Origin of the sequence: Formosa sejongensis (assembly GCF_033447105.1) — a bacterium.
Taxonomy (GTDB): domain Bacteria; phylum Bacteroidota; class Bacteroidia; order Flavobacteriales; family Flavobacteriaceae; genus Formosa.
The window spans coordinates 25,130-50,008 of the sequence record NZ_JAWQUN010000001.1; the positions used below are offsets into that span (position 1 = coordinate 25,130).

Annotated in this window: 13 protein-coding genes; 11 read left to right on the forward strand and 2 right to left on the reverse strand. The window is 33.5% G+C overall.

Annotated features, from left to right (window positions below; genetic code table 11):
* Positions 1 to 700: 700 nt before the first annotated feature.
* Entirely contained in the window at positions 701 to 2,143 is a 1,443-nt protein-coding gene (locus R6X41_RS00100) for an ATP-binding protein (RefSeq protein WP_318496622.1), read from the reverse strand.
* A gap of 518 nt (positions 2,144 to 2,661) precedes the next feature.
* Here R6X41_RS00100 and R6X41_RS00105 point away from each other — a divergent pair.
* The 3 genes from R6X41_RS00105 to R6X41_RS00115 all read left to right on the forward strand — a co-directional run bounded on the left by R6X41_RS00105 (position 2,662) and on the right by R6X41_RS00115 (position 5,598).
* Positions 2,662 to 2,892 carry a helix-turn-helix domain-containing protein gene (locus R6X41_RS00105; protein WP_318496623.1) on the forward strand — a complete coding sequence of 77 codons (231 nt, stop codon included), beginning with the start codon at positions 2,662 to 2,664 and terminating at the stop codon, positions 2,890 to 2,892.
* Between the two features lie 3 nt (positions 2,893 to 2,895).
* Positions 2,896 to 4,326, forward strand: coding sequence for a DUF3987 domain-containing protein (locus R6X41_RS00110; protein ID WP_318496624.1), 1,431 nt, complete (start codon positions 2,896 to 2,898; stop codon positions 4,324 to 4,326).
* Between the two features lie 219 nt (positions 4,327 to 4,545).
* Complete coding sequence (locus tag R6X41_RS00115; RefSeq protein ID WP_318496625.1) at positions 4,546 to 5,598, forward strand: DUF6371 domain-containing protein; 1,053 nt, start codon at positions 4,546 to 4,548, stop codon at positions 5,596 to 5,598.
* Between the two features lie 77 nt (positions 5,599 to 5,675).
* Here R6X41_RS00115 and R6X41_RS00120 read toward each other — a convergent pair whose 3' ends face one another.
* The gene (locus R6X41_RS00120) at positions 5,676 to 5,798 is read right to left on the reverse strand and encodes a hypothetical protein (RefSeq protein ID WP_318496626.1); all 123 of its coding nucleotides are present in this window, start codon (positions 5,796 to 5,798) and stop codon (positions 5,676 to 5,678) included.
* Positions 5,799 to 6,165: 367 nt separating this feature from the next.
* Between R6X41_RS00120 and R6X41_RS00125 the strand changes: the two genes are divergently transcribed.
* The 8 genes from R6X41_RS00125 to R6X41_RS00160 all read left to right on the forward strand — a co-directional run bounded on the left by R6X41_RS00125 (position 6,166) and on the right by R6X41_RS00160 (position 24,867).
* On the forward strand, positions 6,166 to 6,537 hold the full coding sequence (locus R6X41_RS00125) for a BfmA/BtgA family mobilization protein (protein ID WP_318496627.1): 372 nt from the start codon (positions 6,166 to 6,168) through the stop codon (positions 6,535 to 6,537).
* A gap of 615 nt (positions 6,538 to 7,152) precedes the next feature.
* Positions 7,153 to 8,478 (forward strand): xylose isomerase, encoded by a 1,326-nt coding sequence (gene xylA / locus R6X41_RS00130; protein ID WP_318496628.1) that lies wholly within the window; start codon positions 7,153 to 7,155, stop codon positions 8,476 to 8,478.
* 235 nt (positions 8,479 to 8,713) lie between these two features.
* Positions 8,714 to 10,738 (forward strand): transketolase family protein, encoded by a 2,025-nt coding sequence (locus R6X41_RS00135; protein WP_318496629.1) that lies wholly within the window; start codon positions 8,714 to 8,716, stop codon positions 10,736 to 10,738.
* 13 nt (positions 10,739 to 10,751) lie between these two features.
* On the forward strand, positions 10,752 to 11,405 hold the full coding sequence (gene fsa, locus R6X41_RS00140) for a fructose-6-phosphate aldolase (protein ID WP_318496630.1): 654 nt from the start codon (positions 10,752 to 10,754) through the stop codon (positions 11,403 to 11,405).
* 329 nt (positions 11,406 to 11,734) lie between these two features.
* Positions 11,735 to 14,587: a DUF5060 domain-containing protein gene (locus R6X41_RS00145; RefSeq protein ID WP_318496631.1), complete on the forward strand. Its 2,853-nt coding sequence runs from the start codon at positions 11,735 to 11,737 to the stop codon at positions 14,585 to 14,587.
* Positions 14,588 to 14,598: 11 nt separating this feature from the next.
* Positions 14,599 to 18,738, forward strand: a complete 4,140-nt coding sequence (locus R6X41_RS00150; protein ID WP_318496632.1) for a hybrid sensor histidine kinase/response regulator transcription factor — start codon at positions 14,599 to 14,601, stop codon at positions 18,736 to 18,738.
* A 427-nt stretch (positions 18,739 to 19,165) separates the two neighbouring features.
* The gene (locus tag R6X41_RS00155; protein WP_318496633.1) at positions 19,166 to 21,832 is read left to right on the forward strand and encodes a glycoside hydrolase family 3 protein; all 2,667 of its coding nucleotides are present in this window, start codon (positions 19,166 to 19,168) and stop codon (positions 21,830 to 21,832) included.
* Positions 21,833 to 21,873: 41 nt separating this feature from the next.
* Positions 21,874 to 24,867, forward strand: coding sequence for a SusC/RagA family TonB-linked outer membrane protein (locus R6X41_RS00160; protein ID WP_318496634.1), 2,994 nt, complete (start codon positions 21,874 to 21,876; stop codon positions 24,865 to 24,867).
* The last annotated feature ends 12 nt before the right edge of the window (positions 24,868 to 24,879 follow it).

The window sequence follows — 24,879 nt, forward strand, 5'->3', positions numbered from 1 at the left end:
ATGAAAACAAGATTTTTTTTAAACAGTCATACTTCGATGTGCTATTTTTTTTAATTCTGATATCTAGCATAAAAAACAGGATACCAGCTTGTTATGGCGGGTATCCTGTAAATGCTATACTAAAATAGTAATCTGAAAGCAATTCACAACTATTTTTTGGTCAATCAAACTGTGATGGTACCTGTAAATGCTATACTAAAATAGTAATCTGAAAGCAATTCACAACACGTTCGGGATAATCATCTTCTTTAAAAACCTGTAAATGCTATACTAAAATAGTAATCTGAAAGCAATTCACAACTTCCGGGACGCATGGACAATGAAGGTATTCCTGTAAATGCTATACTAAAATAGTAATCTGAAAGCAATTCACAACTAATTGTAGCTGGTAATGTACTTCTGTTTTCCTGTAAATGCTATACTAAAATAGTAATCTGAAAGCAATTCACAACAAGTCTGGAAACCTGAGCGGCTCGGAATTTCCTGTAAATGCTATACTAAAATAGTAATCTGAAAGCAATTCACAACTCCGCCTTCCTCGATACCATCGGCTGTGACCTGTAAATACTATACTAAAATAGTAATCTGAAAGCAATTCACAATCGCTTGATCCTGTTTAGTGCAGCTTTTAAACTGTAAGTACTATATTAAAATAATAATATAAAAGTAGGTGTTTAGCATGGGTGATTAATAATAAAATTTAATTATTATTTTTCATTTTTAGAGTGATCTCTCCAATATTATAAGCGTAAACAGAAGCAGGAAGAAACGTAAATTTTAAACCTTGTATTTCTTTGGTTCCTATTTGGTCAATTGAAGTGACAACAGCGGATTTAAGTTTATTTGCTTCACAAAATTTAATTAAACTTTTCAATTCTTGAGGTTTATCAAAATAGCGATTACTCCATTTAATTTCTACTCCCCAAACAGGTTTGTAATTTTTATCATCTACTAAAACAAGATCTACCTCTCCTTCATTTCTTCCTTCTTTCCATCTCGCATATGTTAAATCTAGTTGCTCTCGATGCATCCATTGTGAAAGGATTGCTGTTTCAACCATGTTTCCCATTTCTTGGTCTGTTTCAGTTATTGGAGAAAACAAAGCAGTACGAAGTGATGGATTGGTAAGATATACTTTGAAACTTGTTATTCTTTTTAATCTTTTTGCATTAACCCCAACTTTGTTTAATACTTTAATTAAGAATGCTGCTTCTAAATATTCTAGATATTTTTTTAATGTATCCTTTTGAATTCCACTTTCTCTAGACATTGTCTCGTATGAGAATTCGTTACCAGTATTGTAAGCTATGTATGTGAAAAATCTGTTTAATTCCTGAACATCTTTAATTCCATACAAACTTGGAAGATCTCTAAGAAGGACTTTGTCTACAATATCGTTTTTCACATATCTCCCCATATCTCCTTGTATCTTTTCAGACAGCACAACCTCTGGGTATCCTCCAAAATTTAAATAATGAACAAATTCTTTATTTAATGCTTTGGAATTATGAGTAAGGCAATACCTTACGTCTTTATCTCCATATTGAATATCGCCCTCAAATATTAAATGCTCTAATTTTTTCAAATGGATATATTCTTGAAAAGTTAATGGAGGTAACAAGAAATCAGTAAATCTACCTGCTCCACTTTCGGTACTGTGCCATTTCAAAGCTGCAGCTGCTGAGCCGGATACAATGAATTTTGTTTCAGGATATGAGTCAACTAATACTTTTAAGTGTCTTTCCCAATCTTTCAAGTATTGGATTTCATCAAAAAAGACATAGCAACCATCCAAATTTTCAAGATTTAAGGAGTCTTTACATAGAGTTAAAACGTCTTCTAAGCTTAAATTGACATAAATTGGGTTGTCAATTCCAATAAAGAATAGTTTATGTGGATTTGTTCCTTCTTTCAGTAAGTTTTCAATGCAATGAAATAACATTACTGTTTTTCCAACTCTTCTAGGTCCCATTAGTACTAAAGCTCTTTTTATGCTTCTTTCGAGAACGAATGGATAAAATAGATCGAAATATAGTCTCTTGGACATTGAGCTGTATGTTTTCGGTATCTCCTTTGTAATCCACCACGGATTCTCATAGCGAAGACGTTCTATAATTTTTTCTGTTGGAATAAGATTAAACATTGCTGTGTTTTTGTTTTAATACAACAAATATATAAAAATAAGCATAATAAAATCTATCTATTTATGCATTTTGTGATTGTATAGGGTGTGAAATATGTTTGGTGACGGTTAATTCGACAATCGATTTTTTTTTAAGGTCAGTATGATTATAATTATTTGGCTTTTTGTAGCGTAATGTTCGATTTATTCTACATAGTAAATCTTATGGGTCTTAGAGGTAGGAACTTGATTCTAATTGCATTATTATCATAAGTCAATTTTAAGTTATTAACAATTAGTATGTTGTATTGTAGGTTAGTGGTTGATAACCGTTTTGTTTAATATTATAAGGGGTCAAAAAATATCAAACAAGGTTAAATAAGTCTTTAGCTTTGTTTTTAAGTGGTTTATGAGTTGTGAATAACTGATTCTCTGATTTATTCCTTTAATAATTTCATTTCTATACATTTATAACACTAGTTATTTAAAAGAAAACAAAAGCGCTTTTGTTCATTTTCTAAACTTTAAAACAGAAAAAAATGGACAATTACTTAATTATTGAACGATTAGATCGTTTAGAGAAACTGTTGATGGCTCGAAAAGATGTATTAACATTCGATGAAGCCTGCGATTATGCAGGAATCTCCAGAAGCTATTTGTATAAATTAACGTCTTTAGGAAAAATTCCATACTCCAAACCCAATGGGAAACTAATATTCTTCTCTAGAATAGAGTTAGAGACGTGGTTACTGCAAAATTCAAAATCTTAGACTATGGTAGATACCAAAAAAAACACTTCCAACATTCAGGAGAATGAAAGAAGTGGTCTTCGAATTTCGCACAAAGAAGATACGAAAATTACATCACATATTGATGTGATAGACCTAGAAAATGATTACCAAAAACTAAATGGTAAAAATAAGAATCCCTTTCCTGTAGATGTGTTTCCAAAAGCAGTACAGGAGATTATTTATGAAGCACATAATAAGTATCAGTTTTGCCTAGATTATTTAGGAGCAGGTGTTTTATCTGCTGCGTCTGCATCCATTGGAAATTCTTTTAAAGTTGAAGTTAAAAAAGGATGGCATGAAAAAGTGAATTTGTTCACGGTCATTGTTGGGAGACCAGGAGATTCTAAAAGTCATGCGTTAAACTTTTGTTTTAAACCAATTCATAAACAAGAAGATCAATTTTATAAAAATTATGAGAGCGAACTGGAAGAATATAATCGAAACTTAGCAGATCCTTCAGATAATAAAGCAAGCCTTAAACGACCACTTCTAAAAAAGATTTTAATTAGTGATTTTACACCTGAAGCTTTAATCGCTTTTCATGCTAATAATAAAAAAGGGCTGTATGTTTATGTCGATGAATTGCACGGGTGGATTAAGAATTTTAACCGTTATAATAATTCTGGAGAAGCAGAAACCTATTTAAGTTTATGGAGCGGTACACAGATATCTACAGATCGCGCTTCAGGGAAAAGTTTACGTATTAGTGATCCTTTTATAGGTGTAATAGGTAGTACTCAAATTGTGGTGCTCAAAGAGTTTGCAAAAGGAGGACGGCATACAAACGGATTTTTAGACCGATTCCTTTTTGTATATCCTTATCAACAGAAAACATTGAAATGGAACATTAATAAAGTGGATGAGATTTACATAGAAAATTACGCTACCATTATATCTAGACTGTTGAATTTAGGGTCTAATGAAGATGTTTTATCTGAAGTCATTCCAATAGAAGAGAAAGCCAAAGCTTTTTTATTCAAATGGCAGAACAATCGGCCAGAGCAAAGCCTATTTGATTACGAAAGAAGTATTGATATTAAGATGCAGCAATACGTGATTCGATTTTCTCTGATTTTACAATTAATCAATCACGTTGTAGATGGGCATTCGAAAACTCAAGTTGAATTAAAAGCGATAAAGGATAGTATCCGGTTATTTGACTATTTCTACTATAATGCCATTCGTGTAAGGACTACAATTACGAAGAAAAATTATTACGAATCATTGACTCAACTTCAAAAAGATATTTATAAAGATTTACCGGAACAATTTACCACAGCCAAGGGAGTAGAGGTGGCATGTAAGGTTGTGAATACTAAACCTAGAATTTGTATTAGACAATTTAAAACCTATCTAACAGATGAAAAGTTATTCAGAAAAGTTAATAGAGGACATTATGAAAAAGCACTATAGACTGCACAAACTGCATTAACTGCACGAGTGGATTTAATTAACTGTAAATCAATTAATTAATTGTGTTTGTTTGTGCAGTATTTGTGCGTTTAGTGCAAAATTAAAACAGGATTAAAAATAGTTTGTGCAGTCCAAATGCAGTGTTAATGCAATAGAAAAACTCTCGGAAGTCCCGCTATCACTAGTTAATGAAGTAAATGAAGTTAATGCAATACAGGTATGCATAAATATTCCCTACATAGAACATCGAAAAAGGATATTTGCCCGCAATGTGGTAAGAAACGATTTGTGAAATATATTGATCAGGAAACTGGTGACTATTTATCCTCAGAAGTTGGACGATGCGATCGTGTAATAAATTGTGCATACCATTATCCGCCTAGGAAATATTTTCAAGATCATAAAATACATGCAAATTATAGAATCAAGACATTTACTCCAAAAACGAAAACGAAAGTTGAAGTGAGTTTTCATAAAAAAGCCGATTTACAAGCAACGTTGTCTGGTTATGAAAAGAACAACTTTGTTCAGTATTTATATTCAAATTTTGACGCGTTTAAAGTTGATAGCATGGTTAAGGATTATAAAATAGGAACAGCACAAACACATTATAATGGCACTGTATTCTGGCAGATTGATGACCTTCAGAAAATTCGAGCAGGAAAGATTATTAAATACGATAAACAAGGACATAGAACCAAGTATATTAATTGGGTACACGCTATACAATTGAAACGGAAAGTCATAAAAACGTTTCATTTAAATCAGTGTTTATTCGGTTTGCATTTGTTGTATACGAATTCTAAAACTATCGCAATTGTAGAATCTGAAAAGACCGCTTGTGTAATGAGTCTACTGTTCGATAAATATGTGTGGATGGCAACAGGAAGCCTAAATGGATTAAATAAAACCAAATTAAATAAACTAAAAAACAGAACTATTATTCTGTATCCGGATTTAGGAATGAGAGGATTAAACGGATCTCCGTTTACTCAATGGAAAGCAAAAATGGAGGACTTAAATACTTTAGGATTTGATATTAAAATATCAGATTTGCTAGAGCTAAAATCAGCAGAAAACGAACGCCTAAAAGGATTAGATATCGCTGATTATTTTTTAACTCAAAATACAGGGAAACCGACTCGGATAATAGGTGGTAAAGATGAAACAGTTCGAAAACTCTATCATAAAAATAAGAGTTTAAAAACCTTAATTGATGTTTTTGATTTGTGTGATTTGGAGGGGGAATCTATAAAGATGGATGTCGAGTGAATTTTATAAATAGAACAAATATACCTTCAGTACATTTCTTTTCATTTCGTGAAAAACTCCATTTCAAGCAAAGCACTTCATTGAAATATCTTGGACACAACTTCAAAACTTCCACTGTCCATTTTGCTTCTGCTGAAATACGCAGGAACTGCATGATCAACTCCAGCTTCAAAGTTAAGTCCGCTTGATTCTAGTTTCAAATCTACATTTTCAAAGTAATCAACTTAGCCGTTTTTAGTATATAGAATTCTAAAACAAATGATGATTTTAGTAAATAAACTTCAAAAATGAAACAATAAACATCTTAAAATAAGAAGGATAAATACAGTAGTTAAAAACTAGTAGTAGTTTAAAAAAGGTTAACAGTTTGTCCCATTTTGGATGGGACGAAATGGTAGAGCAAGAGGGTAACCCGCTGCGCGAGGTTACGGGTGCTACCATTTGTTTTAATTTACTATAAATCAACACATTGTGAAATTGAAGATTGATATGTAAATACTTGAGTAGCAGGTTTTTTACTAAAAAACAGTCTCAGCCCAATAAAACAGAACATTAAATTACTAAAAAATGGATAAAAAATTAAAAAATGAAGGTTTTACAACCTTGAAAATAAAAGATGAAGTTGCTAAGCGATTTAGGAGATTTAGCAAGAAAATGACATTATCTCAGTCCATGACTTTGTTATATATGATAGACTTTTTTGAAAAAAACGGATTGTCTCCATTGGAGTCTATAGATCCTAAAATTCAAACTCTGGAAAACGTTTTTAAAAAACGAATAAATGGAATGATTGCAATTTTGAAAAACATAGAAAAGCATCAAACCAAACCAACAGTTGCTATGTTAGGAGCACTTTTTGAACAAGCAGAAGCTTCTAGAAAACCAATTATGGAGCAGAAGGTTCGATTTGAAGAGAAGCTGAAACGAAATGAAAATTAGGAATAGTTATGATTCCAATTTCAAATCAAAAACATAAATGCGCCCTATGCTGTTTTTACTTCACGTTTATCTGTCTGAATACTATAAAAACAGCACAGGATCCATGCGCAAGGAAGGTATGGTGATTTGGGGGATGGATATGTAATTGTGTATTATGGAAGTATTATCATATTTCGTAAAAGTTAGAAGAAAGAAATTTAATTTAATTCAAGAAGAATTTGCTGAATATGTAGTGTTGCTTTAACAGTAATTCGAAAACTTGAACAGTGGAAGACAAACTTAAATCTAGACAAGGCAAATTAAGTATTAAAAATGTTTGGATTGACTTGCCTCTAGTAGCCTTCAATAAATCTAACAGAACATGATAATTTAATAAATCAATTTTTTTTGCGCCATGTGTGATACGATATGCTTGATTTGTTACAAGCCAATTTTTATCTAAGAAGTAGTTTTACACCATCGTTTATCATAATACTAATCTTATATATTATGATAAAATAAATGCATTAGTCATTTCAATTTGTGATTATGATCTGAATGTATTATTAAGAACAATGCTTCTTTTTTAAAAACTTGAAAAACGAATTAGAAATGATATTAAAACACAAATAAATTATGGCAACATTAGGCAATAAAGAGTATTACAAAGGTATCGGAGACATTAAATTTGAAGGAAAAGAATCCGACAATCCGTTAGCATTTAAATATTATAACCCTGAACAAGTTGTAGCAGGAAAAACAATGCGTGAGCATTTTAGATTTGCTATTTCGTACTGGCATACCTTCTGCGGAACAGGTGGAGACCCATTTGGTCCTGGAACATTAAATTTTCCTTGGGATAAACCAACAGATGCGCTTGAAGCAGCTAAGGCAAAAGCAGATGCGGCATTCGAATTCATTACTAAAATGGGCTTCGACTATTACTGTTTCCACGATATAGATTTAGTAAATGAGGCAGCTACTTTTGGAGAACACGAATCGAGATTAGCAGCAATTACAGACTATTTAAAAGAAAAGCAAGCCGCTTCAGGTGTAAAATTACTTTGGGGTACAGCAAACTGTTTCTCTAACCCACGTTATATGAATGGGGCGTCTACAAACCCTGATTTTAATGTATTAGCACGCGCTGGTGGACAAATAAAACTGGCTATAGATGCGACTATTGCTTTAGGTGGTGAAAACTACGTATTCTGGGGCGGTCGTGAAGGTTATATGAGCTTATTAAACACCGATATGGGTCGTGAATTAGACCATATGGGACAGTTTTTAGGTATGGCAAGAGATTATGCAAGAGCACAAGGTTTTAAAGGAAATTTCTTTATCGAGCCTAAGCCTATGGAGCCCATGAAACATCAATACGATTTTGATAGCGCTACAGCTATTGGATTCTTAAAGGAATATGGTTTAGATAAAGATTTTAAAATAAATATTGAAGTTAATCACGCGACTTTAGCACAACACACCTTCCAACATGAAATTGCTACTGCTGCAAAAGCAGGGATGTTAGGAAGTTTAGATGCCAACCGTGGAGATTACCAAAACGGATGGGATACAGACCAATTCCCTAACAACATTCAGGAAACTACAGAAGCCATGTTGGTGTTCTTAAAATCTGGTGGCCTACAAGGTGGAGGTGTTAATTTTGATGCAAAAATTAGAAGAAACTCTACAGATATGGAAGATGTATTCCATGCACATATTGGAGGAGCAGATACGTTTGCAAGAGCATTACTTACAGCAGATAAGATTATAACATCTTCGGCTTACGATAAATTAAGAACAGACCGTTATAGTTCTTTCGATGCAGGAAAAGGTAAAGATTTTGAAGCTGGTAAATTAGACTTCCAAGATTTATACAAAATCGCTCAAGAAAACGGAGAATTAGAATTACAAAGTGGAAAACAAGAATTGTTTGAAAACATCATCAATCAATATATTTAAAACCAGAAATTTAGGGTAGAATCAGCATATTTTAATCAATTCTTAAAAAAAGAAAGAGGTTGATCCTATACTAACTTTTTAAACAGTTTATGCTCTTAAAAGCATTTTACTTTATATTTCAGTTTTGACGTGTTATGTCAATTACTTGAATTGTAAGTATTGTGTCTAAAACCTTAATTGCTCGTATTTATAGAGCAGCTAGAAGAGCAGTGATAACATTTTAAACTAACAAAACATGAGTAACATTAATTTAAGAGCAGCAGATAATATCAGAGCGTTAGCCATTTCAATGGTTGAACAGGCAAATTCTGGACATCCAGGAGGGCCAATGGGAGGCGCTGATTTTATGCATATATTATATTCGGAATTTTTAAATTTTGATCCAAGTGATATGTCATGGCCATTTAGAGATCGATTCTTTATGGACGCAGGACATTTATCAACTTTATTGTATGCGCAGTATTATTTATTTGGGAATTATAAAAAAGAAGATTTAAAAAACTTTAGACAATGGGGATCAGTAACTCCAGGTCATCCAGAAGTTGATGTTGCAAGAGGTATTGAAAATACTTCAGGGCCTTTAGGTCAAGGGCACACCATGGGAGTGGGAGCTGCTGTTGCTGCTAAATTTTTAGCGGCACGTTTTGGAAATTGGATGAATCATAAAGTATATGGTTTTATTTCTGATGGTGGGGTTCAAGAAGAAATTTCTCAAGGAGCAGGACGAATTGCGGGACATTTAGGCTTGAACAATTTTATTATGTTCTATGATGCTAATGACGTGCAATTATCTACAATGACAGATGAAGTAACTTCAGAAGATACCGCTAAGAAATACGAAGCTTGGGGCTGGAAAGTGGTTACTATAGATGGTCATAATCACGATCAAATTAGAAAAACATTACAAGACGCTAATAACGAGCAAGAAAAACCTACATTAATAATTGGTAAAACAATTATGGGTAAAGGTTGTGTTACCGAAACTGGTGCTATGTGGGAAGGGCATTGTGAATTGCATGGACAACCTATTGGCCATACAGGAGCTGATTTTAAGGAAACTTTAAAAAACTTAGGTGCAGATGTAAATGATTCTTTTGCAAAATATACAGATGTCGAAGCTTTTTATGCGACGCTTTTAGAAAATAAAAAAGCAGCAGCAGCTGTAAAAAAAGCAGAAATAGCAGCTTGGAGAGCTTCAAATGCAGAATTATCAACTAAACTAGATAGCTTTTTATCAGGGAAATTACCGGATTTAGATTTTGAATCTGTAATTAATAAACCAGGATTAGCAACTAGAGCGGCTTCTGCAAATGTACTAGGGTATTTAGCGCAAAATGTAGAGAATATGATTGTGTCTTCTGCCGATTTATCTAACAGTGATAAAACAGATGGATTCTTAAAACATACGCATGCTATACAAAAGAACGATTTTTCCGGAGCATTTTTACAAGCAGGAGTTGCAGAATTAACAATGGCCGCTATTGCAAATGGTATGGCTTTACACGGCGGTGTCATTCCAGTAGTCGCAACATTTTTTGTGTTTTCAGATTATATGAAACCTGCAATTAGAATGAGTGCTATTCAGGAATTACCTGTAAAATATGTTTGGACACACGATGCTTTTAGAGTGGGGGAAGACGGTCCAACGCATCAACCGGTTGAACAAGAAGCTCAAATTCGTTTGCTTGAAAAATTGAAAAATCACAGTGGATATCCTTGTTTTACAGCACTTCGTCCTGCAGATTCTGCAGAAACTAATGTTGTTTGGGAAATGGCAATGCAAAATGATAAAACACCAACAGGATTGATTTTATCGCGTCAAGGAATAAAAGACCTTCCAGCAATAACTTCAAGATACGGCGATGCCTTAAATGCTAAAAAAGGAGGTTACACCATTTTAGAAGTTGAAAATCCTGATGTAGTTTTAGTAGCCAACGGGTCTGAGGTTGCAACTTTAATTGAAGGTGCTAAATTGTTAATGGAACGCGAAAATATAAATGCAAAAGTAGTGTCTGTTCCTTCAGAAGGTATTTTTAGATTGCAATCGGAAGCATATCAAGAAAGTGTTATTCCAAGCAGTAAACCTAAATTTGGATTAACAGCAGGTTTGCCCGTTAACTTAGAAGGATTGGTCGGTGCTAACGGAAAAGTTTTTGGTTTAGATCATTTTGGGTATTCTGCACCAGCATCTGTACTAGATGAAAAATTTGGATTTACAGGAGAAAATGTGTTTAAACAAGTAACAGAATTATTAAAATAATAAAATAGAAAAAATGAAATTTTTTATAGATACTGCGAATTTAGAGCAGATTAAAGAAGCGCAAGCTTTAGGCGTTTTAGATGGCGTTACAACAAACCCATCGTTAATGGCAAAAGAAGGGATAACTGGAGCTGAGAATATTTTAAAGCATTATGTAGATATTTGTAATATTGTTGATGGAGATGTCTCTGCGGAGGTTATTGCAACAGATTTTGATGGAATGGTAAAGCAAGGAGAAGAGTTGGCAGCGCTACACCCTCAAATTGTGGTAAAATTACCTATGATTGCAGATGGTGTGAAAGCTTGTAAATATTTTTCGGATAAAGGCATTAAAACCAATGTAACTTTAGTGTTTTCACCAGGGCAAGCGCTTTTAGCTGCAAAAGCTGGAGCTACTTATATGTCCCCGTTTTTAGGTCGTTTAGATGATATTTCAACCGATGGATTACAGCTTATAGCTGAGGTCAGACAGATTTATGATAACTATGGTTTTGAAACGCAAATACTGGCAGCATCCATCCGTCATACAATGCATGTAATTAACTGTGCAAAAATTGGAGCAGATGTAATGACAGGTCCTTTAAGCTCTATTACAGGGTTGTTAAAACACCCATTAACAGATAGTGGTTTGGCTCAATTTCTAGCCGATTATCAAAAAGGAAATTAAAAACGAATACTATATTTGTTTATCCATTTCACACAAAAACCCCTTAAAAACGCATTGCAATTTTAAGGGGTTGTTTGTTTCATAAAATGAGACATGTTAACTATATCGCATAGTTAGTCTTTAAAAGAGACATTTGTTATACTTAATGCTTCATCTTTTATAGGCTTTAAATCCGTCTTGATATATTTTCGATTTTATTAGCATACAGTATTTATGGTTTCATTTTTTAATAACCATAATATCGGAATTAACGAATTATTGTTGTTTAAAAAGTAGCTTAATAAAACACATTTAAAATTTATAGTAAGAGAATATAACCTATTATGTTTATGAAAAATATATTGATTTTTGCATTCTTAATTTTAATAACAGCTTTCTCTGTTTATTCACAACAAAGCAAAGTTGAAATTGAAGGAGAGCTAAAAAAATGGCATAAAGTAACCCTTAGTTTTTCAGGAGAAGAATTTTCAGAGAAAGGAGAGGAAAATCCTTTTTTAGACTATCGGTTAAATGTTACTTTTAAAAATAAAGATAACATTTATGTCGTTCCAGGGTTTTATGCAGCCGATGGAAACAGCGCTGAGTCAAGTGCCGAAAAAGGAAACATTTGGCAAGTAAGATTTGTACCAAATGCTATTGGAGATTGGACTTATGACGTGTCGTTTAGAAAAGGAAAAGCGATAGCTGTAAATGATGATGTTAATGCTGGCGAGGGTACGCAATTTAATGGAACAAAAGGAAACTTTACTATATCAGAATCTGATAAGAAAGGTGTCGATTTTAGAAGTAAAGGGCGTTTAAAATATGTAAATGAACGCTATTTGCAATTTGCAGAAACAAAGGAATACTTTCTTAAAGGAGGCACTGATAGTCCTGAAAACTATTTAGGGTATTATGAGTTTGATCAAACACCACCTTCACATAAATATGAACCACATGCTAAAGATTGGAAGCAAGGAAATCCGACGTGGCAAAATGGAAAGGGTAAAAATATTATAGGATCACTAAATTACTTGTCTTCGAAGGGTATGAATTCTGTTTATTTTTTAACAATGAATGTCCAAGGTGATGGAAAAGATGTGTGGCCTTGGAATGATGTAAATGAACGTTATCGTTTCGATTGTAGTAAGTTAGATCAGTGGGAAATGATGTTTGATTATATGGACACATTAGGCTTAATGCTGCATATTGTTACCCAAGAAACAGAAAATGAATTAATGTTAGATAATGGTGAACTGGGCGTACAACGAAAACTGTATTACCGAGAATTGATAGCTAGATTTTCTCATCATTTGGCAATTACATGGAATTTAGGAGAAGAAAATGGTCCGGTGGATTGGTCTCCAAAAGGGCAAAATGATGCAGATAGAAAAGCTATGGCGAAATATATTAAAACCCATGACCCTTACAAGAGTTTAGTTGTATTGCATACGCATTCTTTACCAGAAGAACAGGATTTGTATTTGAATCCGTTATTGGGGTATCAATTTTTAGATGGTGCTTCGTTTCAAACACATGAGCCAGAGTTAATTCATGAAATTACTAAACAATGGATAGACGAATCTCAGAATAATGGAAGAAATTGGGTTGTAAGTCAAGATGAAATTGGGCCTGCAGAGATTGGTGCAAAACCAGATAAGGATGATGCGAACCACGACGACATAAGACACCAAGTTTTATGGGCCAATTTAATGGCAGGTGGTGCTGGCGTAGAGTGGTATTTTGGATACAAATTTGATCATAACGACTTAAACTGCGAAGATTGGCGTTCTAGAGATATTCTCTGGGATCAAACAAAATATGCATTAGACTTTTTTCATAACTATTTACCTTTTCAAGACATGTATTCCGCTGATGGTTTAACCGAGAACCCTGATGACTTTGTCTTTGCTAAAAATGATGATATTTGTGCTATTTATTTACCAGAAGTAAAAGAAACAAAAATCAATTTATTTGATTCTAAAAAAACGTTTTCAGTAAAATGGTATAACCCAAGAAGTGGTCAAGAACTGCAAGATGGAACTATTAAAAAAATAAAAGGCGGGCAAAAAGTAGATATCGGGTTTCCGCCGAGTAAGGAAAAAGATTGGGTAGCCTTATTAACCTCAAATAAGAAAGCAAAAAAAAGCACTCCTAAAACCAAAAAAGAAGTGGTAATCCTAGATGCTTTAACAGATTTTGAAATAGACAAAGCCAATAATAAAGCGGTGTATTATAAAGATAATGCTAATGGTGTTTTGGCTATTAATGCAGCAGATAAAGAACAAAGATCTGGCTTTGCTTACGCGAGTACTAGATTTAGTGGATTATCTGGGTTGTACAACATGTCGTTTATTGCTATGGCCGAGAATGATGGTGAATCTGAATACGTTATTTTAAAGAATGGTACCGTTATAAGTAATATAACAAACACAGAGACAGATAAAACATTTAATAATGAACGCCACGAATTAGGTAAGCTTTTTATTGCAGATAACGATATTATCCAAATAGCTTCTAAGGCAGTAACCAATAAAAAAATTCCGGAAAACGATGAAACAGCATGGTCTAGGGGCAGATGGAGTCGTCTTATTTTAACTCCCGATGGTATGGTAACTACAGAGATGTTAGAAACAGAAACACCTTTTACAGAACGTGATGGCTTGTTAGAAATAGAAGCAGAAGCATTTCATTACAATTCAAAAAATGGGACATATAGGGAATGGGTTATTAAAGAGGTTGGGGAGAAAACGGACCAAAGTGAAACAGCTAGCTCGCAAAAATATATCGAGGCTACTCCAGATACACGTGTTACACACGACGATACATTAATTCAAGGTGAGAATTTTTTTCCATTGCCTGGGGTTGGAGGGATTGTTTCATATAAAATAAAAATTAACACCCCTGGACGTTATTATGTTTGGGCAAGTGTTTATTCTAGTGGTACGGAAGACAACGGTGTCCATGTTGGAATAAACAATACTTGGCCGGAAAGTGGTGCACGTATGCAATGGTGCGATGGTAAAGATGAATGGACGTGGTCGTCGGCACAACGTGTACCAGATAATCATTGTGGTACGCCAAATACTATATTTTTAGACTTAGAAGAAGGCGAATCTATTTTATCTTTTTCTATGCGAGAAGATGGTCTAAAAATGGATCGAATTATTCTAACAAAAGATGTTAACTTTATTCCTAAATAAATTGTAATAATATGCAGATAAAAAGATGCATTAATCTTTTAATGTTTTTCAGCTTTTTTTTATCCCTAAATTTTTGGGCACAAACCCCTGCTCAAGATTTTAATTTTGTTAATATCAGAGAGGGTATTTCTAAAGTAGGTATTTACTCTATTACTCAGGATCATCAGGGGTTTATGTGGATTTGTACCAACGGATCGGGCTTATATAAGTTTGATGGAATTAATTATACATCTTATAAATTTAAAGTTGAAGATTCTACCTCTTTACGTAGTAATCTTGTTTTTTCATCTTATTTAGATAAAGAGAATCGACTGTGGATTGGTACGGAAGATGGTTTAAATTTATATAATAGAGATTTAGATCAATTTGAAAGAATTTCTGTTGGCGATTCTGATGAAGTGGGTATTTCTGTGTTAAGTATTAAAGAAGACAATCGCGGAAATCTTTTAATAGGGACAAGAGGGGTCGGTTTATATCTGTTGAATTTAGAAACGCGTGAGGCCGTTAAGGCAATGGATAGAGATAAATATCCATTTATAAATGCTATAGAAATATGCAATAATACTGTGTTTTTGGGAACCAGTGTTGGGCTTCGCGTATTAGATTATTCGAATAATAAAATTAGAAAACCACATACAAATACTAGTCCAAATTTTGATATACCCATACAAACATTAAAACTTGGTGAACGTAATCAACTATGGGCGGGAACTTATGGGAATGGAGTTATTAAGTATCAATTAGAAGATGATACAGTTACACAATTTTCAAATTTTGAAATAAGCAAGAAGCGCATACTTGCAATTATTCAGTTACCAGATAATTCTATTTTAATAGGCTCAGAGAATGATGGACTTTTTCATTTAAATTCTAATGGAGGGCTTATAAAAAGATACGTGTACCATAAAAGAGATGAAAATAGTATTCTTTCAAACTCTATCTGGTCTTTATTTCTGGACAAGGAAGAGCGAATTTGGCTTGGCTACTATAATAGCGGTGTTGCAGTTAGTGATAAACTATATGATAAATTTGGTAATATTGAGAGTTTAACAAGCAACGTAAACTCATTACAAACAGGTTCTGTAACTGGTATTGTTCAAGATAGTAAGGACAACCTTTGGGTATCTATGGACGGTGGAGGTATCGATGTTATAGATATTAAAAATCCAAAATTTAGTCATGTAAACATTTCTAATACCGAGCAATATTCGGGTTTAACAAGTAATTATATACAAACCGTTTTTATTGATAGTAAAGAAAATGTTTGGGCAGGAAGTTGGGATAATGGTTTTTATGTGCTTAAAAAAGGACAAAATAGCTTTGAGAATATCAATGTAGAAAACTCAAAAGGAAATCTAATTTCGAATGCTATTTTAACGATAGCAGAAGACCAAGATGGTCTTATTTGGATCGGTTCGTTTTATACTGGAATATATTCCTTTAATACTGAAACAAATGTTCTTAAAAATTATAATTCTGGTGCATTTGAACGTATTGCAACTACCGATGTTAGAAAAATTTTAGTAGATAAAGATAATATTATTTGGCTTGGTACTACGGCAGGACTTTTTAAAATTGCTAAAGGAAAAAATAACCAAGTACAACTTACTTCTCTAGAAGAACAGATGTCTCAAGCACCTAATAATCAAAAAAGTGCCAATCATATTTTATCGTTATATCAAGATTCTAATCAATATATTTGGATAGGAACACGAGGGGCAGGGCTTTGTCGATATAACAAACAAACCAATGAGTTTAAATGGTATAACAAGACAACAGGGTTTCTAGACGAGAATGTAACCGGAATTATTGAAGACGACGCTGGTGATATTTGGGTAACAGGTAATTTGGGGATTTCAAAATTAAATATTGAAACTAATGAAGTCACAAGTTTTTCGTCTAACGATGGATTGCTTTCCGACGATTTTAATTTTAACGCCACGTTAAAAGATGAAAATGGAGTTATTTATTTAGGTAATTATAAAGGGATAGATTATTTCAATCCAGAAAAATTAGAAGTTAACTCTAGTGTACCTGAGTTGTATTTAACGGGATTAAAAATTTTCAATAAAGATGTAGTTCCAAATCAGGAAAATAGTCCGCTTAATAAGGTTATTACCGAAACTAAAAGTATAGAGCTTAATTATAAGCAAACTGTATTTACTATAGAATATACAGGAATTAATTATACGAGGCCAGAAAAAAATCAATACGCTTATTATTTAGAAGGTTTCGAGGAATCTTGGAATTATGTAGGTAATTTACAAAGTGCCACCTACACAAACCTAGATTATGGCGAGTATACTTTTAAGTTAAAAGCAGCGAATAATGATGGTATTTGGAACGAAACTCCACTAACACTTAAAATAGCTATTTTACCACCTTGGTGGCGAACAAATATTGCTATGATGTGCTACCTTGGCGTGTTTTTTCTTGGTGTTTATCTTTTAAATAAAATGACTCAAAGTCGCATAAAAGAGAAGGAACTCATAAAGAATGAACGTGTCCAACGTGCCCAAGAAGACCAATTAAATGAGAAGAAAATACAGTTTTTTACAAATATTTCACACGAGTTTAGAACGCCTCTTACTTTAATAATTAATCCGTTGCAAGACATACTGCGGGATACTGGTTTGAAGCTACCTTTTACGGTTAAAGATAAGTTGGATGTTATTAACCGAAATACAGATAGGCTTTACAGAATGATAAACGAGCTTATGGATTTTAGGAAGTTAGAACTCGATAAAGTTAACATTAGAGCTTCAGAATTTAATCTTGTTAGTTTAACTAAAGATGTTGTAGCCTATTTTAAAGAAGAAGCTTCTAACAGAAATATTTATCTTTCTATGGATTCCGATGTACCCGATTTACCCATTTGGGCAGATCCAAGTATGTTAGAAAAAATTATTTTCAATATTCTATCTAATGCTATTAAAGTGACACCAGATGGCGGTGCCATTAATGCTGATATTTTATCTACAGACGATTTGGTTCTGTTTCCTCTTGTAGATGAACAAGTACCACAAAAAGCATTAGAAATTAGAATATCAGATACGGGGCCAGGATTAGAAGAGGATCAAATATCTAAAATTTTCGAACGTTTTTATCAAATTGAAAATTTAAATAAAGGCTATTATGGTAGCACGGGTATTGGTTTAGAGGTAGTGCAAAGTTTTATGAATTTGCATAGAGGAAAAGTTGAAGTTGAAAGTGAAGTAGGTAAGGGAACCACATTTAGAATTTTACTTCCAGCAGGTAATGCACATTTTACAAAAGAAGAACTTGCTCCTCAGGTCATTTCAGAAACAACTAAAAAAGAAAAATTTATTTTAAACTCGGCTGTAGAAGAGGTGGAAACCTATAACAATACGGCAAGTGGTATTATAACCAGTACATTACTTATTGTAGAAGATAGTGTGGAACTTAGAAGATATTTAAAAAGTGAGTTAAAAAAACATTACAAAATATTAGTTGCAATTAATGGAAAGGAAGGATTGAAAATAGCAAGAGAATCTATGCCAGATGTTATATTAACCGATGTTATTATGCCTGAAATGGATGGGTTTGAGTTTTGTAAACAAATAAAAACTGATATAAAAACAAGTCATATTCCGTTATTAATGCTAACTGCTAAAACCAGAATAGACGACCGGATGGAAGGTATTGGTTATGGTGCCGATGCTTATATGGTGAAACCGTTTGACATGCGCTTGCTAAAATTACGTTTGGCACAATTAATAACGAGTAGAAAGTTGATTTTCGATAAGTATTTTGGAGATATTAGTGGTAAAGATCAAGCGGGAGCAACATCTATTGATAAAGAGTTTATACAGAAAATCTTAAGCTATATTAGTGAAAACATGAGTGATTCCGATTTAAGTGTTGAGGTTTTGGCATCGCAATTAAACTTAAGTAGAAGTCAGCTTTACCGTAAAATTAAATCACTTACTGGCCAAACAGTAAATGAGTTTTTAAGAAAAACACGTATTCAGAAGGCTAAACAAATTCTTGAAACCGGAAATTATTCTAATATTAGTGAAGTATGCTATAAAGTAGGATTTTCTTCTCCTTCTTATTTTACAAAATGTTTTAAAACACACTTCGGAATTCTTCCTACAGAGGTTAAGGTAATAGATAACGAGGAGTTATAAATAGATTACAGCTTAAAATTTATTAAGAAAAACACATGAAAATCGCTTTTTTTGAAGCGTTGTTTATGTGTTTTTTTGTGCTTTATAATGAGCTTAATACGTATTCAATCCAAATATTAATAGTGTGGCTGTTTTATGTAAATTAATTTTTTAGCCAAGTCTCTGTTTTATAATACATGTTGCATCTATTGTATCTGATGTTGTAAAATACCGCTTTATAGGGGGAATCGCAACAAAATTCTCATTGTTGGTGTAATGCGTTCTACGAAAAATATAAGCTGACAAGTATATTTGATTTCTTAATAATAGTATTTCAAAATGAAACATTGTAAGACACGATTAAAACTAATTGCCGAAATAGCACTTGTCTGTTTTATGCTTTTCATTTTAGTTATGATATTCAGCTTTTTTTAAACCTCATTTATATATGATAAGTAGTAAACATAAAATATTAAACAATTCATTTTCAAATAGTATTCTGGTATTGGTTTTAATTTGCGCTTGTACTTTGTTGTCTTGTAATTCTAAAACAGCCGAAATTACTTATGAATTTCAAGACGAGTCACTTTCAATAGAACAACGGGTAAACGATTTAGTATCGCGCCTAACCTTAAAGGAAAAAATATCTCAATTAAGATATGATGCTCCAGCCGTAGATCGATTAGGGATTCCGGAGTACAATTGGTGGAACGAATGTTTACATGGTGTGGCTAGAGCAGGTGAAGCTACTGTTTTTCCGCAGGCTATAGGAATGGGGGCAACATGGAATCCTGATTTGATTTTTGAAATGGGAACGGCAGTTTCAGATGAAGCTAGAGCTAAGCATCATCAATTCGTAAAGGAAGGAAAAAGACGCATGGGCCAAGGTTTAACATTTTGGACACCCAATATAAATATCTTCAGAGATCCGCGTTGGGGTAGAGGTCAAGAAACTTACGGAGAAGATCCATTGTTAACTAGTAAAATTGGTGTTAATTATATTAATGCCTTACAGGGTGACGATGATAAATATCTAAAAGTGATTGCCACTGCTAAACATTTTGCAGTACATAGTGGTCCAGAAAAATCGAGACATCAAGATAACTACCAAACTAATAACAAAGATTTATACGAAACATATTTACCAGCATTTGAAGCAGCTGTTAAGGAGGCAAATGTATATTCTGTTATGTGTGCCTATAATAGATATAGAGATGTGCCATGTTGTGGAAGCGAGATGTTATTACGAAAAATTTTGCGTGACGATTGGGGTTTCAATGGTTATGTAGTATCCGATTGCTGGGCTATAAACGATTTTTGGCAAGCAGAACATCATGGTGTTGTAGAAACACCGGCAGAGGCGGCAGCTATGGCGCTAAATAATGGTACAGATTTAAATTGTGGTAATGTATACGATCCAAGTCTTAGCGACGCTGTTTTAGAAGAACTTGTTGATGTGTCAGCTATTGACGAGGCTGTAAAAAAACTATTTATTGCACGTTTTAAATTAGGAATGTTTGATGCTCCGGAACATGTAAAATGGGCCAATATCCCTTATGATGTTGTGGCTAGCGAAGCACATTTAGCGTTGTCGGAAAAAGTAGCTCAGGAATCTATGGTGTTACTTAAAAATGAAAACCAAACATTACCTCTAAGTAAAGATTTGAAATCTATTGCTGTAATTGGTCCGAATGCAAATTCTACGCAAGCTTTATTAGGAAATTATCACGGTACACCTAATCAGTTTATTACACCATTAAAAGCTATAAAATTAAAATTGCCTAATGCCCAAATACATTATGCTTTAGGTAGTGACATTGCTTCGGGTTGGTCAACATTAATTCCTATTCCTAATGCAGTACTTAAAACAGAAGGAGAAGCTGGTTTAAAAGCCGAATATTATAGTAATAATAGCTTTCAAGGAACGCCAGAGTTTACAAGAATAGATAGTATTATCAATTTTGTTTGGACTCCAAAACGTCCTATTAAAGATCTAAAATCGGATAATTTTTCAGTGCGATGGACAGGGGCATTAAAACCAACCGAAAGCGGTACTTACAGAATAGGTTTAAAGGCTAGTAGTTATGCTAAATTATTTGTAAACGATTCGCTTTACTTTGAATTTAGTGCAGATTACGAGCCAGTAACAAAGTATTTCGATATGGTTCTTGAAAAAGGAAAAGCACATACTATAAAAATAGAATATAACAATGTATTGTCCGATCCGCAAGCGCATTTACTTTGGGCGAAATTGGATGAAGATTTAATAACTCCAGCTCTAGAGGCCGTAAATAAATCTGATGTTGCCATCTTGTTTTTAGGACTTTCACCAGAAATTGAAGGCGAAGAAATGGAAGTGGAATTGGAAGGTTTTGATAAAGGGGATCGCTCTGAAATTTCATTGCCGAAAAATCAAATAGAATTAATGAAAAAGGTATATGCTACCGGAAAACCAACCATTGTTGTTTTAATGAATGGAAGTGCGTTGGCCGTAAATTGGGCCGCCGATAATGTTCCTGCAATTTTAGAAGCTTGGTATCCTGGTGAATTTGGAGGAAAAGCTATTGCCGATGTATTGTTTGGAGACTATAATCCGGGAGGAAAACTTCCTGTAACTTTTTATAAATCGGTAACAGATTTACCAGATTTTAAAGAGTATAACATGGAGAATAGAACGTATAAATATTTTAACGGCGAACCGTTGTTTCCTTTTGGTCACGGACTAAGTTATTCAACATTTGAATATTCGAACTTAAATATACCAGAACAAGTTAAGCTTAAAGACGCTATTGAAATTTCAGTAGAAATAAAAAACACAAGTAAAATTGCTGGTGATGATGTTGTTCAAATCTATTTAACACATTTAGATAAACAAGATCAAAACGCGATTAGAACTTTGGTGAGTTTTGAGAGAGTACATCTAGCTGCAGGAGAAAGTAAAACCTTAAAATATAGCATAAACGCCGAACAGTATAGCTGGATGAACTCTGAAGGAAAAAAAATAGTGCAACCAGAAAATGTATTGCTAAGTGTAGGTGGTAAACAACCCGATTTTAAGAATACAATACAAGAATCTTCAACACAAGTATTAACTAGAACCATAATAATTAAATAAAAACAACAGTAAACCAAACAAATTAATTTAAACTAAAAAACATGATGAAATTTAAACTTGCTATTATTACTCTGGTAATAATGTGCACACAAAACATTTTCTCGCAAACAAAGACCGTTTCAGGGAATGTTACAGATATTTTAGGAAACCCACTGCCTGGTGTTACAGTGTTGGTACAGGGAGTTTCGAGAGGAGCTTCTACAGATTTTGACGGTGAATTTTCGATTGACGATGTGAGTGATTCAGATACACTTGTATTTAGTTATATAGGAATGTTTACAAATACAACTTTAGTAGGAAATGAAATTAGATTTAAAGTTGTATTACTAGAGTCGACTGAATCTTTAGATGAAATTGTAGTAGTAGGTTACGGGTCTCAAAGTAGAGAAGATGTAACTGGAGCAATTTCTGTAGTGGGTGCAGAAGAAATTGGATCTCTGCCGGTAACAAATGCCGAGTCGGCACTGCAAGGAAGGGCTTCTGGTGTTACTGTTGCAACTAGTGGTGTTCCAGGTTCTACACCTTCAGTTTTAATTAGAGGTTTAGGATCTATTGGTAATAACACACCATTATATGTAATTGATGGTGTAATTACAGGAAACCTTTCTGCAATTAGCCCAAACGATATTGAATCCATTTCGGTACTTAAGGATGCTTCTACAACTGCGGTTTATGGAGCTCAAGGTTCTAGTGGAGTTATACTTGTTACAACTAAGAAAGGAAAAAATGGTAAAAGTAGATTAGACTTTAATACCTACGCTGGATTCCAATCGGTAGCTAAAAGATATGATGTTTTAGGAACAACAGATTATTTAAAGTATGCTAGTGAATTAGGTGTTTTTCCAAACAGACCCTTTTCTACGTATCAAACAGATACAGATTGGCAAGACGAAATTTTTCAGACTGGATTAATAGAAGATTACAATGTTACGTATTCAGGAGGAAATGATACTAGTAATCATTTATTCTCTGCAGAATATTTAAGTCAAGAAGGAACATTGGTAAATACAGGATACGAGCGTTACTCGTTTAGAGCTAACAGTTCAGCGAAATTCGGTAAACTTACTGTTGGAGAAAATATGTCTATTGCTTTTGGGGCACAAAATCCTGAACAAAGTTCAGGAGGTAGATCACCAATTGAACATGCTATTAAGTCTGCACCATATTTACAGGTTTATAACACTAATAATTTAGGTGGATTTCAAGGGCCTTCTTCTTCTGCAGATGGACAAGATGCAGAAAACCCAATGCGAGTTCAGATGCATCCTAATGCTTTAAATAAAACTCTGGGAATTGTAGGGAATGTTTATGCTGAATTAGAAATAATTGAAGGATTAAAATTTAAATCACAAGTTGGTTTAGATTACTACACTTACAATAATAGTCAGTTTATCGCATCATATAAAGACGATAATGTAGAAGGAAGTAATACAAATTCCCAAGCATATGCAAGTATTGTTAGAGATAACGGACAAGGACAGACTATACTTTTTACCAATAATTTGTTGTACAACAAAACGTTTGCAGATGTCCATAATTTTGAATTATTAGCGCTTGTAGAAAATTTCCAAAGAAAAAGTTATAGCCAACATGCAAGTAGTCAAAATGCAGTAACTAATGAAGTGGATCAACTTTCAAATGAAGATTCTAGTATAGAAAGTAGTTCAAGCGAAACAAATAAAATAGGGTATTTAGGTCGTTTAAATTATAATTATGACGGAAAATACATTGTTTCAGGATCATTTAGAAGAGATGCATCATCAAGATTTGGTGATAATAAACGTTGGGCAGATTTTTGGTCAGCATCTGCGGGATGGAATATTGCAAAAGAGAGCTTTTTAGAAGATACCGCATTCAGTACCTTAAAATTAAGAGCGAGTTATGGTACTGTTGGTAGTGATAACATTGGAGATTATTTATATGCCCCAACCTTAACAGGTGGGTTTGAATATCCTATTGGTGGAGATGTTGCATTTGGTGTTACAGCAAATGGTGGAGCTAATCCAGATTTACAATGGGAATCTAAGGAAATAATAAATCTTGGTTTAGATATTGGTTTCTTCCGTGAACAAATTACCGCAAGTTTTGAATTTTACAAAAACACAAGTAACGATTTACTTATCTACATTCCTTCAGTATTATCATCAGGAATTAATGCAGGAAGTTTACCTGTAAATGCCGGTTCTGTTGAAACTCAAGGATTTGAAATTTCATTAGGATATAATGATTATGAAGGTGATTTTACTTGGTCAGCAAATTTCAACTTAGGTACTTCTAAAAATGAAGTATTAAATCTAGGAGGTAGAGATGATATCGTAGGATCTGTTTTTAAAGGTGGAGGAAATATTACGCGTTCTACAGTTGGTGATCCTTTGTTCTATTTTTATGGTTTAGTAAGTGATGGTATTTATCAAAATCAAGCAGAAGTAGATGCTGTGTTTACAGCAAACCCGGGGCAAACTACTGTTCAGCCAGGTGATATTCGTTTTAAAGATTTAAATGGAGATGGTACTATAAATTCTGAAGACAGAGACATTATAGGAAATCCTTTTCCAGATTTAACTTACGGATTTAATTTTGAAGCTGGTTATAAAAATTTCGACTTTAATTTATTTATAACAGGAGTTTCTGGAAATTCAGTATTCAATACAAATACATACGATTTAGTAGGTGGTGCGAATAGATTATTTAATATAAGTACGACGTATTATGAGAATAGATGGTCTCCATCTAACCCTAACGGAACTGAGCCAAGAGCTTTAGGAGCACCTCAAAACAATGGAGTTTCAGATCGATTTGTTGAAGATGGTTCTTATATGCGTTTAAAAAACCTAACATTAGGTTATACGCTTCCTGAAGGTACTTTAGGAGATTATGTCTCAAAAATGCGTTTTTACTTAAGTGGTCAAAACCTAATAACAATTACAGATTATTCAGGTTTAGATCCTGAAATTGGTGGTGATGAGTTCGGAATCGACAGAGGTTACTACCCTCAACCTGTATCAGTTTTATTAGGCTTACAAGTTTCATTTTAATACTAAACAATT